Source organism: Nonomuraea sp. NPDC002799 (genome assembly GCF_053592075.1).
The window spans coordinates 231124-243379 of the sequence record NZ_JBSFVA010000012.1; the positions used below are offsets into that span (position 1 = coordinate 231124).

At 69.9% G+C, this 12256-nt stretch carries 13 protein-coding genes and 1 pseudogene; 9 read left to right on the forward strand and 5 right to left on the reverse strand.

Annotation, left to right across the window (positions count from 1 at the left end; translation table 11 throughout):
* Position 1: 1 nt before the first annotated feature.
* The gene (locus ACWD0F_RS23505) at positions 2 to 484 is read left to right on the forward strand and encodes a MarR family winged helix-turn-helix transcriptional regulator (RefSeq protein WP_449878737.1); all 483 of its coding nucleotides are present in this window, start codon (positions 2 to 4) and stop codon (positions 482 to 484) included.
* Positions 485 to 598: 114 nt separating this feature from the next.
* Here the strand turns inward: ACWD0F_RS23505 and ACWD0F_RS23510 are convergent, their stop codons facing one another.
* Both ACWD0F_RS23510 and ACWD0F_RS23515 read right to left on the reverse strand, forming a co-directional pair.
* On the reverse strand, positions 599 to 1141 hold the full coding sequence (locus tag ACWD0F_RS23510; protein WP_449878739.1) for a hypothetical protein: 543 nt from the start codon (positions 1139 to 1141) through the stop codon (positions 599 to 601).
* Between the two features lie 40 nt (positions 1142 to 1181).
* The gene (locus ACWD0F_RS23515; protein WP_449878741.1) at positions 1182 to 4385 is read right to left on the reverse strand and encodes a BTAD domain-containing putative transcriptional regulator; all 3204 of its coding nucleotides are present in this window, start codon (positions 4383 to 4385) and stop codon (positions 1182 to 1184) included.
* A gap of 115 nt (positions 4386 to 4500) precedes the next feature.
* Here ACWD0F_RS23515 and ACWD0F_RS23520 point away from each other — a divergent pair, with 115 nt between their 5' ends.
* Positions 4501 to 5628, forward strand: a complete 1128-nt coding sequence (locus ACWD0F_RS23520) for an alkene reductase (protein ID WP_449878743.1) — start codon at positions 4501 to 4503, stop codon at positions 5626 to 5628.
* Positions 5629 to 5694: 66 nt separating this feature from the next.
* Here ACWD0F_RS23520 and ACWD0F_RS23525 read toward each other — a convergent pair whose 3' ends face one another.
* From ACWD0F_RS23525 to ACWD0F_RS23535, 3 genes are read right to left on the reverse strand one after another with little or no spacing between them, the layout of a single operon-like run.
* On the reverse strand, positions 5695 to 6966 hold the full coding sequence (locus ACWD0F_RS23525) for a cytochrome P450 (RefSeq protein WP_449878745.1): 1272 nt from the start codon (positions 6964 to 6966) through the stop codon (positions 5695 to 5697).
* A 1-nt stretch (position 6967) separates the two neighbouring features.
* Positions 6968 to 7168, reverse strand: coding sequence for a ferredoxin (locus ACWD0F_RS23530; protein WP_449878747.1), 201 nt, complete (start codon positions 7166 to 7168; stop codon positions 6968 to 6970).
* Positions 7165 to 7788, reverse strand: a complete 624-nt coding sequence (locus ACWD0F_RS23535; protein ID WP_449878749.1) for a TetR family transcriptional regulator — start codon at positions 7786 to 7788, stop codon at positions 7165 to 7167. The genes ACWD0F_RS23530 and ACWD0F_RS23535 overlap by 4 nt, the downstream gene beginning before the upstream one ends.
* A gap of 544 nt (positions 7789 to 8332) precedes the next feature.
* Between ACWD0F_RS23535 and ACWD0F_RS23540 the strand changes: the two are divergent.
* The 7 genes and pseudogenes from ACWD0F_RS23540 to ACWD0F_RS23570 all read left to right on the forward strand — a co-directional run.
* Positions 8333 to 8473, forward strand: a pseudogene (locus ACWD0F_RS23540) (S1 RNA-binding domain-containing protein); the annotation flags it as partial.
* A gap of 105 nt (positions 8474 to 8578) precedes the next feature.
* On the forward strand, positions 8579 to 8812 hold the full coding sequence (locus tag ACWD0F_RS23545; protein ID WP_449878750.1) for a S1 RNA-binding domain-containing protein: 234 nt from the start codon (positions 8579 to 8581) through the stop codon (positions 8810 to 8812).
* A gap of 101 nt (positions 8813 to 8913) precedes the next feature.
* Positions 8914 to 9774, forward strand: coding sequence for a phosphotransferase family protein (locus ACWD0F_RS23550; RefSeq protein ID WP_449878766.1), 861 nt, complete (start codon positions 8914 to 8916; stop codon positions 9772 to 9774).
* Between the two features lie 213 nt (positions 9775 to 9987).
* A complete protein-coding gene (locus ACWD0F_RS23555; RefSeq protein WP_449878752.1) occupies positions 9988 to 10335 on the forward strand; it encodes a hypothetical protein in 348 nt (115 codons plus the stop codon).
* Between the two features lie 47 nt (positions 10336 to 10382).
* Entirely contained in the window at positions 10383 to 10733 is a 351-nt protein-coding gene (locus ACWD0F_RS23560; protein WP_449878755.1) for a hypothetical protein, read from the forward strand.
* 42 nt (positions 10734 to 10775) lie between these two features.
* Entirely contained in the window at positions 10776 to 10901 is a 126-nt protein-coding gene (locus ACWD0F_RS23565) for a hypothetical protein (protein WP_449878757.1), read from the forward strand.
* A gap of 166 nt (positions 10902 to 11067) precedes the next feature.
* Entirely contained in the window at positions 11068 to 11853 is a 786-nt protein-coding gene (locus tag ACWD0F_RS23570; protein WP_449878759.1) for a DUF6461 domain-containing protein, read from the forward strand.
* The last annotated feature ends 403 nt before the right edge of the window (positions 11854 to 12256 follow it).

Sequence of the window (12256 nt, forward strand, 5' to 3'; positions counted from 1 at the left end):
CATGAGCGACCCGCAGGAGCCGCGCTGGCTGACCGAGGAGGAGATGGAGAGCTGGCTGGCGCTGGCCAGCGTGCTCATCCGGCTCTCGTCCGCGCTCGACGGGCAGTTGCAGCGCGACGCCGGGATCAGCCACTTCGAATATCAGGTGATGGCCGGGTTGTCGATGAGCCCCGATCAGACCATGCGGATGAGCGATCTGGCGGCCTTGTCCGACGGGTCGCTCTCGCGCCTGTCCCACGTGGTCAAGCGGCTGGAGCGGCGCGACTGGGTGCGCCGCACGCCGGATCCCGCCGACGGGCGCTACACCCTGGCCGTCCTCACCGAGGAGGGCCGCGAGAAGGTCGTCGCCACCGCGCCGGGGCACGTGGACGCCGTACGCCGTTTCGTCTTCGACCCCCTCACCAAGACCCAGACCCGGCAGCTCCGCGACATCGGACGCCGCATCACCCACGCCATCAACCCCGACGACACCTGCCCCGGCTGACTGGAGCCCCGTGATGTCCCGCCACGTCCTCGCGAGAAACGCCTTTCTCGCGGCCGGAGCCCTGTCGGCCCTCGCCGGGCGGCGCTGACTCGTCAACGACTGAGTCGGCGAGGCTCAATACAGGTCAGATTCCTCCCAGAACGGCGGGACGAACGTTCCATCGCGACACGTCACCACCTTCCCGTCGCGGACACTGAGCAGCTCCGGCTGATCGTCCTCGTACCAGCGCTGGTAGCCGAAAAAGCACTCGTTCTTGTGGAGCCGGGCGACCAACCAGCCGATCAGCCGGGCCAGCACGGCATGCCCGTCGGGGTGGATCTCCCAGCGGCAGGTCAGCGCCCAGCGTTCGTCGTCGTGGTCATCCGCGCGCACCAGGATCGAGCAGCCGGCCCCCGGGATCTTCGAGGCCGCGTACGGCGAACCGCCGTCCCATGCCGGTTGCGGAAAATCCTTGATCACCCAGTCGCCCTTCTCATCCCGCACCGGCTTCTGCTCGTCATCCAGGAGATCGAGCACCTCATTGACGACGATCGTCTCCTCGGTGATGTGCTCGGGGCGCGAGCCGAGGCCCAAATGCCAGCGCAACTCGGCGAGCTCGGTCTCGGACAGATCACCACGCAGGTCCATCGCGACCATGAGTTCATGAATGTCAGCCACGGCAGCACCGTATCGACCTCGACCGCCGCCTCCCCCGGGGTCAGGCTCCCGGCCCGGATCCGGGCGCGCTGCCGCCGGTGGAGGACTGCGCCGTCCTGGCAAGGTCGGCGGCCTCCTGCGGGGTCAGGTTCGTGCCGCGCAGGAACGCCTCGGTGAAGGCCGCCTCGCCCAGGACGGCGGTCGCCGCCGCCGTGATCCGGTCCGCGTCACCGCGCTCGGCGAGCGGCAGCGGCGCGCCCACGCTCCGCCGCGCCGCATCCGCCGCCCCGAGCAGCAGAGCCGCGTACCCCGCCTGGCCCACGTCGCCGGACAGCGCGGCCGCGCCCGCCAGGCCCTCCAGGGACAGGGCCAGGGCGCGTGGCTCTCCGATCGAGCGGGCGATCTCCAGCCCGCACAGATGGCAGGCCGCGGCCCGAGCGGCGTCCTCGCGCAGCTCGGCGGTGAAACCCAGCTCGGCGAGCAGCAGATGTTCGCCGGCCTCCGAGGACACGAACTCGTCGCGGAGCCGGGCCAGGTACGCCTCCGCCGTGTCCAGGTTCCCCGAGCGGCGGGCCCCGAGGGCGAGCCCCATGACCGCGTGGACCTCGCCATAGACGTAGCCCTGCGCCGCGGCCAGCCGCCGGGCCCGTTCGTGCAGCTCATGGGCGCGGTCCCACTCCTGGGAGAGCAGCGCCAGCCGGCCCAGCCCCGAGTGGCGCGCGGCGACCTCCGACGCCAGGCCCAGCTCCTGGGCGATGCGCAGCCCTTCGACCTGGCGACGGGCGGCCTGCGCGTAGTCGCCCTTGATCTCGGCGAGCGTGGAGAGCGGGGAGACGGTCTGCAGCTCGCCCCATCGGTCCCCGAGCTCGCGGAAGAGCCCGGCGCTGCGCGCGCCGTCCCGTGCGACGCCGTCGAGGTCGCCCCGGATCAGCGCGAACATGGCCCGCAGCCCGAGCGCGGCAGCGGTGCCCCATCTGTCGGTGGCCATGAGGTCGAGCGCCTGGGCGTTGAGCTCCTCGCCCAGGTCCAGGAACCCGGCGTGGAAAAGGCCGTACGCGTGCAGCCAGACCGCCCGCCCGCGCCGTACCGGATCGTCGATCCCTTCCGGGACAGACGCCCGCGCCCCGGATCGGTCACCACCGGTCAGCAGCGTGAACGCGCTCTCCAGCACGCGCAGCTCGGCGGCCTCAGGGGCGACGGTGAGCGCCTCCGACAGGGCGCGGCGGCCCTCCCTCAGCCGGCCGCGCAGCAGCCACCACCAGCACAAGGCGGTGACCAGGCGGACCGCCGCACCCCGTCGTAGCGCCTCCTCCAGCGCCGCCCGGAGATTGGCGTCCTCGGCGTCGAGACGGCCGAGCCACGCCTGCTGCCGCGGGCCGCGCAGCTGGGGCTCGGCCCGTTCGGCGAGGTCCAGGTAGTGCAGCAGATGCCGCTCGCGTGCGCCGGCGAGGTCATCCGCCTCGCGCAGCCGCTCCATCGCGTACGCGGCCACGGATTCGAGCAGCCCGTAGCGCGGCCCCTCCGGCCTGTCGGCCATGACGACCAGGGACCGGTCGACCAGACGCGTCACCAGGTCGAGCACGTCCTCACGGGCCACGCAGGCATCCGCGCACACCGCTTCCGCCGCCTCCAGCGTGCATCCGCCGGCGTGCACGGCCAGGCGGCGCAGCACGACCCGCTCCGATGCGCTGAGCAGCTCCCAGCTCCAGTCGATCATCGCCCACAGGGTCTGCTGCCGGGCCGGCGCGCCGCGCTGCCCGGCGGTGAGCACCCGGAACCGGTTCTCGAGCCGCGCCGCCAGCTCCCGCACGCCGAGGCCGCGGACCCGGGTCGCCGCCAGTTCGAGTGCGAGCGGGATGCCGTCGAGACGGCGGCAGATCTCGGCCACCGCCTGGCCGCTCTCGCCGTCGAGCGTGAGGCCCGGGGCCGACGCGGCCGCCCGCTCGCTGAACAGGCGCACCGCGTCGGCCTGCCGGAGCGGCTCGACCAGGAACACGGCCTCGCCCGACAGACCGAGCGGCTCCCGGCTGGTGGCCAGGACGCGCAGCCCGGACGCGGCACGCAACAGCAGGTCCGCGAGCGCGGCGGCCGGCTCGATGACGTGCTCGCAGTTGTCGAGCACGAGCACGATGCGGCGCTCGCGCAGAGCGGCGGCCAGCCGGTCGGCGGGCATCCTGGGCGCACCGAGCCCCAGCGGGTCGGCGGGCACGTCGCCACGCAGGCCGAGCACGGCGGCGACCGCCTGCGCGAGGTCGTCCACGTCGCCGCGCCGGGTCCCGAGCTCCACCAGCCACACCCCGTCGGTCACAGGTCCCGCGGCGGATCGGGAGAGTCGCGCCGCGGCCTCCACCGCGAGCCGGGTCTTGCCCACCCCACCCGGCCCGGTCAGCGTCACCAGGCGGGCGCCGTCCAGGAGCCTGCCGACCTCGTCCAGGGCGTCCTCGCGGCCGACCAGGGCGGTGAGCGGGGCAGGCAGATTCGACGCAGGCGGATCGGCGGGGCCCGGCGGGCCGGGATCGCCGCCCGGCGCGCGGCCGAGTGACGCGTCCTGGCGCAGGATCGCCTGGTGCAGGGCGACCAGCTCAGGGTTCGGATCGACGCCGAGCTCGCCTGCCAGGCGGTCACGCAGCTCCCTGTACGAGGCCAGCGCCTCGCTCTGGCGACCGGCCAGGTAGAGGGCCCGAAGCTGGACCGCGCGCAGCCGTTCCCGCAGCGGATGGCGGGCCACCAGGCCGGTCAGCTCTCCGGTCAGCAAAAGGTGATCGCCCGCCGCGAGGCGGGTCTCCGCCTGTTCCTCCACGACGGCGAGGCGCTGTTCGGCCAAGCGGTGCGCCGCCGTGCGGGCGAACTCCGTGTCGGCGAAATCGGCGTACGCCGGCCCGCGCCACAACCCCAGCGCCTCGGTGAGCAGCGCGGCCCGCGTCCCCGCCCCGGCCGAGCGAGCCTCGGCCACCAGAAAGCGGAACCGGTCCGCGTCCACCTCGTCGCCCTGGCCGAGGCGCAACCGGTAGCCGGGAGCCTGGTAGGCCACGCGATCGCGGCCGAGCGCCCGGCGCAGCAGGGAGACCTTGGCCTGAAGGGCGTTGGCCGGGTTGCCCGGCGGCTGCGCGCCCCACAGGTCGTCGATGAGCCGATCGGCGGAGACCAGCCGGCCCTCGTGGATGAGCAGATCAGCGAGCAGGGCCCTGACCTTGATCTCGTGGATCTTGACCGGCTCGCCCTCGTCGTCCCACACCGTCAGGGGGCCAAGCACTCCGAACCGCACAGTGGCCACCGTACACACGGCGGCCGGCCGTCAGCGAACCATCAGGCACACCGAAGCGCGGAGGAGCAGAGTCCGCACTGTCACCGGCACACCCGAAAGATCGGATCTGATGATCATGGCCAGCACAACGTCCACCTCCCGCCTGTTCGAGCCCGCCCGCCTCGGTGCCCTGCACCTGCCCAACCGGCTGGTGATGGCGCCGCTGACGCGCAACCGCGCGACGGCCGACGGCGTCCCCGAGCCGATCATGGCCACGTACTACGCGCAACGGGCTTCCGCGGGGCTGATCATCGCGGAGGCCAGCACACCGAACGCGGTCGGGCAGACCTATCCCGGCATCCCCGCCATCTACCACGACGCACACGTGGCCGGCTGGCGGCGGGTCACCGGCGCGGTGCGCGCCGCGGGCGGCCGGATGTTCCTGCAACTGCAGCACGGCGGCCGGATCGGCCACCCGGACACCACCGGGCTGATGCCGATGGCGCCCTCGCCGGTGGCCTTCCCCGACTCGATCTTCACACCGGGCGGGTCCCGGCCGGGGGTCGTGCCCCGTGAGATGACCGTCGCGGAGATCCGCTCAACCGTGGCCGATTTCGCCGCCGCCGCCCGGCGCGCCGTCGACGCCGGGTTCGAGGGGGTCGAAGTACACGGCGGCAACGGCTACCTGATCCACCAGTTCCTGTCGGGAGTCACCAACCGCCGCACCGACGGCTACGGAGGCTCGGTGGCCGGCCGCATCCGCTTCGTGGCGGAGGTGGTCGAGGCCGTCGCCGACGCGGTCGGCCCCGCACGGGTGGGCCTGCGCATCGCGCCAGGGGTCACGGCCAACGCCATGCGCGAGCACGACGTCGAGAGCGTCTACCCGGCGCTCGTGGCCGCGCTCGCCGGCAAGGGTCTGGCCTACCTGCACGTCGTCTTCGCCGACCCCGGCCGGCCCCTGTTCCACCGCATCCGCCGCGACTGGCCGGCCACGTTGATCGCCAACCCCGCGCTGCCCTGGCCGAGCCCGCTCCCCGCCGACGGCGGCCGGCACGAGGGCGAGCGGCTCCTCGACGCGGGTGCCGACCTGATCTCGCTGGGCCGGGCGTTCCTGGCGAATCCCGACCTGGTCGAACGGCTGCGCCGCGACGCGCCGCTCAACCCTGTGCGCGAGGAGTACTGGTACGGGGGCACGGAGGTCGGCTACACGGACTACCCGGTGCTGGCCACCGCCCGGGAAGAACGTGATCCGGTCGTGGTCTGATCGCCTGTCGATCGCCCGGGTACGTCACCCCAGGGCCCGGACCAGGGCGGGACCTGGGCCTGGCGGTCACCCGATGCGGAGCGGCAGCGTGCGCGGGCCGCGAACCTGGCCCGCCGCCCACGTGACCGCCTCCGGGTCGGCGAGGCTGAAGGCGGGGACACGCTCCAGCCAGACCTCCAGCGCCACCCGCAACTCCATGCGCGCCAGGTGCGACCCCACACACCGGTGGATGCCCAGGCCGAACGCGACGTGCCGGTTGACCTCCCGGTCGATGACCACCTCACCCGCCCGGTCGAACTGCCCCGGATCCCGGTTGGCCGCCGGGAAGGACAACAGGATCCAGTCGTCGGCCTTCATGTCGACCCCGCCGTAGCTCATGTCCTCCTTGACCAGCCGCGCCATCGTGACCGGTGCGTACGCCCGCAGCAGCTCCTCCATCGCCGTCGGCAGCAGCCCGGGCTCGGCCACCAGCCGCTCCCGGTCGGCGGGCGTCTTGGCCAGATGCCACAACGAGGCCCCGATCGCGCTCCACGTGGTGTCGATCCCGGCGACCAGCAGCAACGCCATCGTCCCGGCCACGTGCGTGGACTCGAGCTTGCGGCCGTACAGCTCGGCGTTGATCAAATAAGTCGTCAGGTCGTCGCGCGGGTGGTCGACGTGGTCGCGGATCTGCGCGAGCAGGTAGTCGAACAACATCTCCATCCGGGCCAGACGCTCCTCCGGCGGGCGGTTGATGCCTTCGAGCGCGTTCTCGATGAACTCGCGGAAGCGCGGCCCGTCCTCGGGCGGGAAGCCGAGCATGTCGGCGATGACCCGGACCGGGATGTGCTGGGCGTAGTCGCGGGCCGCGTCCACGACGTCCTGGCCCCGCATCCCGTCGATGAGCGCGTGGCAGAACGCCCGGGTCGACGCCTCCCGCCGGGCGACCGCGGTCTTGGTGAATGCCGGGAGCAGCAGCTTGCGCGCGTCGTGGTGGAAGGGCGGGTCGGACGAGATCGGCGGCGTGCCGCCCACCGGCGCCGCCTCGACGGGAGCGCGGAAGTTGCTCATGATGGGCGACCGCGAGGAGAAGCGTTCGGTGTCGTACGCGATGGCCGCGACGTCGTCGTACCGGGTCGGCAGCCAGCCGCCGCCGAACCGGTCGGTGTGCGCGATCGGGCAGCGCTGCCGCAGATCATCCTGAATCGGGTACGGATCCTGCGCCCACTCCGGCTCCATGTGGGAGAAACCGGTCGCCCAGTCCGCCACCGGGCCGGTGATGACCTCGTTGCGCTTCCCGAGGGGCAGGTCCGCCCGCGAATCCCGGAAGCCCTGGCTGAAACGGTCGTCAACGGTCATGTCACGCCTCCTCGCTCATGTCGATCGCTCGCTCCGGGCAGTTGGCCACGGCGAGGCGCGCCACCTGCTCCGCGCCCCGCGGCACGAGGCCGCCGTCGATGACCTGGCCGTAGCCTTCGTCGTCCTCGCCGAACAGGCCGGGGGCCAGGTCGTAGCAGCGGCCGTGTCCCTGGCAGCGGTCGATATCGATGCGTACGTTCACTCCGGGGTGCTCCGCTCCGTGTGCGGTGATGGCGCCGGCGGGGCGAGGGCCCCCACGACGCGGATGAGCAACGCCGACCAGTCCGCGTCGTCCACGGCGTGCAGGTTCGGCGTGATGAGGGCGCTGCCCATCGCGAGCAGCAGGCAGAAGTGGGCCAGCGCGTCCGGCGACAGGCCCGGGTCCAGCTCGCCGCCGCTCTGCGCGACGCGTACGAGCTCGGCGATCCAGTCGGCGCGCTCACCGACGTAGTCGCGCATCGGCCGGGCCACGCCCTCGTCGCGGCGGGCCGCGACCAGCGCCTCGACGATGAGGTGGCCGGGCGAACCCTGGCGGCGCGGCAGCCAGCGGCCGATGACGAGCAGCAGCTCGGCGATCGACCGGTCGGGATCGGCGGCGAACAACGTGGCCAGCATCCGCCGCCCGTGCGCGCGCAGCGCGGTCACCAGCAGCTCGGCCTTGGAGCCGAAGTGCGCGTACAACGCGCCGTTGCTCACGCCCGCGGCCGCGGCGATGTCGGCCACACGCGTGCCGTCGTACCCCCGCTCGGCGAAGACCTCGGCGGCCGCGCGCAGCAGCCGCTCCCGCGTCTCGGCGGCGGTGACGCCCGCGATGCGACCCATGAACGAATTAAAAGTTTGTTCATTTGATTCGTCAAGAGCAGCCCGGGGTCACGTCCACTGTCTGGCGGCCTTGAAGACGACAGTCCGTCGCGGCAACTGGAAGCGGACATGGAAGCGCGCAATCGAAGTTGACAGTAGCGGCATGTACGGCAGGACGTTCGGCCCGGGTGAGCGTTTGAGCGGTAGATGGCAGTGTGAGTAGTAGTTGGCCACCCGGGTACCGCTGTCGATCGCTGTGCGAGTTCTTCACTGTCCGTCGATCGCAAGAATCGATTCCAGAGAGCCTGAGAACTCCCGCCCGGTGCCAACCGCCGTGAGAAATCGGTTCCAACAAGCGGAGCCGGCCCCCTTCAATCCCAAGGTCACGACCCCTCACCGGTTCCAACTATCGTGATCGGGCTCACGTTCGTGGGAGCCTTGGAGTCATGGGGACGGTGGAAGACGATCAATCCCTCGCAGCATTCGTGAGACTGAGAAGCCCCAGCTGTGGACATATCTGGAGGCGCTGCGTCCGGGACAGCGGCTGTCCGGCGCTGTTGCGGCCATCGAACACTTCGGTGTCTTCGTCGATCTGGACGACGGACCCGACCATCCTGTCTTTCCCGGCGTCGGCTTCATCGCCATACCCGATTTGTCCTGGCGCCGCGGAGATGACCCATCCCAGGTCGTCTCCGTAGGAGAGCACATCAGGTGCGAATTCCTCGACTTCGACACCTACAACGTCGAAGCCCGCCTGTCGCTGCGCGCCACCCGGCCCGACCCGTTCCAGCAGTTCGCGCGCCATGTTCACGTGGGGCAGATCCTGCACGGTCTGGTCACCGAAGTGGTGCCCTTCGGCGTCTTCGTCCGCGTGGCAGACGGCGTCGAAGGCTTCGTCCACCTCAGCGAACTCGCCGGCCCGACTGCCGAGGCATCAGGCGACGCGGTTCAGATCGGTGACGAGGTCACCGTGATTATCATCGAGATCGACCTGCTGTGGCGCCGACTCGCCCTATCTCGCCGCCAAGCCGCCGAGAAGACCTGAGACCTCCCGCCAACCAAACCTGGAAATCCGTGCAACGCCGCAGGCTGATCTCTCTCCCAGCCGCCATCAATAGCTGGTCATCGCAAGATTCGAGGGTGGAGATGACCGACGTCACGCGTGCGATCGCGACTGCGACTTCGGTCGCCGCATCGCTCGACCTGCCAGCCAACGACGCAATCGTTCTCCACAACTCGAACAGGCTGGCGCTGCGACTGACGCCGTGCGACGTCCTTGCCCGGGTCGCCCCTGTGGGGCATGAGGCTGCACCGCTCGAAGTCGAGCTCGCGCAACGGCTCGCCGCGGCCGGATGCCCGGTGGGCCTCTTGGAGCCTCGGGTGGACCCGCTCGTGTACACGCGTGATGGCTTCACAGTGACGCTGTGGATCTACTACGAGCCCGTGACACCTCACGTCTCACCAGTCGACTACGCCAAGGCGCTGGAGCGGCTGCACGTCGGCATGCGCAAGGTCGACGTTCCGAGCCCGCGGTTCACGGATCGCATCGCGGAGGCGGAAGAAGTCGTTGCCAACCCGGATCTCTCGCCGGAGCTCGCCGGCGCAGACCGCGTCTTCCTCGGCAGCAGATTAGGAAGCCTGCGACGGACGATCGAGGACCGCGGCGCGGTGGAGCAGCTGCTCCACGGCGAGCCGCATCCAGGCAACGTGCTCAGCACGACGAATGGCCCGTTGTTCATCGACCTTCAAACGTACTGCCGTGGCCCCGTCGAGTTCGATCTCGCCCATGTCGCCGAGGCGGTCTGCGAGCACTACCCAAGCGTTGACCAGGGACTGCTGGACGAGTGCCGACAGCTCGTTCTCGCGATGGTCGCAGCGTGGCGTTGGGAGCTTGGCGACCAGTTTCCGAACGGGAGGCGATTCGGAGAGGAGTTCCTGCGCTTGCTGCGCGAGGGTCCTCCTTGGCCGACACTCGACACAGTGACCAGGCGACTGGATGGTCCGTAGAAGTCGCCGAAGGTCACGTGAAAGCGGCAAGGAACCAAGCGACGATACTGTCGCCGTTGCAATCCCCTGCGCGGCGGCAGCTGTTCCGCCTGGCCGTCTACCTCGGCACCCCGGAAATGCTGCCAGCAGGCACCGACGCCCACCTCCGCCGCCCGCCAGCACTGCCGCGACCTGCCCTCCTACCAGCCCGGGCCGCTGCTCAGCGCCGCTGCGATGCTCATCGTCGACGAACTCAGCTTCACCGGCAGCCTGCTGGACGCGCTGCGCTCCTTCATGAATCAACGCCGCTACGATCCCTGGGCCGGAACCCTCTGGCACGAATTCTGCGGCGACCACCACCCCGCCGCGGTCACCAACCGGGTCCTCGACCATCTCAAGATCAGAACCGTTGACCCGGCGCTGCCCAAACCGCTCGCCCTCTGGGAACCGGGCGCGCCTCACCACCTGCACCCGCCCGAGACCGTCGACGATCTGGACCTGCCCGAGGCCGCGCTACTCTTGGCTGGCGAAGGACTGCGTCCATGGGAAAGCCGGGTTCCTGACTCTCCGCCCCATAGGTGAGTACAGACCGCCGGATATGTCAGCTTGTGATCTTAAGCTTGTCAGCCATGATCACCGCGCGGACTGTGTCGTTCGATCTCCACGTCAGCTACCGGCAGGCCTACCTCATCGACTACGGCACACTGGCCCCAGACGTTTTCCCCGATGACCACCCAGAGCACCCCGTGGGGATCCTCCGGGTCAAGGACGACAAAGCTCTCCTCGTCACGGGCCTGCACACGGGCATCGTCGGCATCTCGGTGACGGTGGCCGACAGCGACCCAGGAGCGGACACCGACGGATATGAGGACATCGTGGAGACCAGCTTCCGATCCGAAAGCGGACGCCTCTGGTTATGCGAATGGGCAGGTGAACGAGTCCACGATCTACCGGAGTTGCCCTCGGGCCCGGGGTGGTAGCGGCTGCGCTACCACGCCACGAACATGGACGAGGGCGCGGAGGTGAACACCTCGATTGGCATGGTCATCGACCGCTACCTACTGCAGATCTGGCCACAACCTGAGTCCCCGCCGCGCGTGGTCCAAAGCACGAGCCACCAGCTCGCCTACTGGTGCGTCGTGGACTGACACCTCGACCGAGCTTCTTGGCACTCATCAGCCGCCAATCGTCGCGGCGCCAGCGAAGGACTACGCCATTGGGAGACCGTTGCACTCGCCCAGGTGACTTACCGGGAGAAGCTCGCGGCATGGACGGGCAGACGGGACGTCGAAACTTATCGGTAGTTTTCTGATCATGTCCGATGCCGACTTCACCCCCCTCCGCGTCACCTACCGGACGCCCGAGCTCGGCCGCACTCAAATCCGGGACTGGGCGAGAGAGAACGGCTACCTGGTCAGTGAGCGTGGCCGGATAGCTCCAGAAATCACCGAGGCCTTCTTCGCTGCCTATCCCGAGATCCTTGAGGAGGCGCGCACGTTCGAGATGGTCCGCGCCACCGCGAGGACCCCCGGCGCGTCGCCGGAGGACTACGCATGGGAAAGGAGCAGCAGCCTTCATGACATCTACACCATCGTCTTCGTCCGCGGGCTCGACGAGCATGAGGTGCTTCGCCGGATTGGGGCCGCAGACGAGGACATCCGGCTCATCACGGACGAGGACTACTCCCAGCCGGAAGGGCCGGAGATCATCACCGTGAGGCGAATCGAGGACTGGACGATCGCCATCGAGGACTGCGGCTGGCGCGCGCGGGAGGCTCTGCCCGACCTGTCTCGTGACGGTGGTGAGGCGGTGATAGCGCTGCGGCACGACTACGCCCAGCACCAGGTCACCTATGCCGTCGACGGCCAGCTCATCACCGACATCAACCCAGGGTTTCCCATAGACAGGCACGGCGCGGATCCCGACCGGCTCAATCATCACCTCCGCGACCTGGGCATCGATCCGGCCGCCAGCGACAGCATCGACAATCCCATCCCGGCGGCCCTGGCGCTCGCCAGCCGGATCACCGGCGTCATAATCACACCACAACACCTTCGCCGCCCGATCCTCGGCGCTGCCATCCCCGGCGCCTACTTCTGACATCCCTACAGGGACGTCGAGGCGTGCGCGTCTGGCGGGGTTGCGCGCGGGGCGGGCGGGCCTGTCCGAAAGAGCGACAGAGCCGAAAACCGTACAGTCCCCGGCGGGCCGGGCATTCAACACCAAGAAGCCCGCCAGGCAGTCTCACGAGAGACGGACGTCTGGTTCTCCAGAGCCATTCCATGATCACACGCCAACTGGTTTAAGACATTCAGCCAGGGACGCCATGATCGTTGAGACATTCACATTCATGTTGTCTCAAATCAGTTGGCGCGCCGCAGGTCAGCGGCCGGGCCTGTCCAGTAATCGGCTCTGTCGCTCTTTCGGTGGTGACGGAGCGTCAGGCCAAGAGGATGCGGTGGCGGAGCAGCGCGAAGCCGGCTCGGCCGTGCATCTGGCGCAT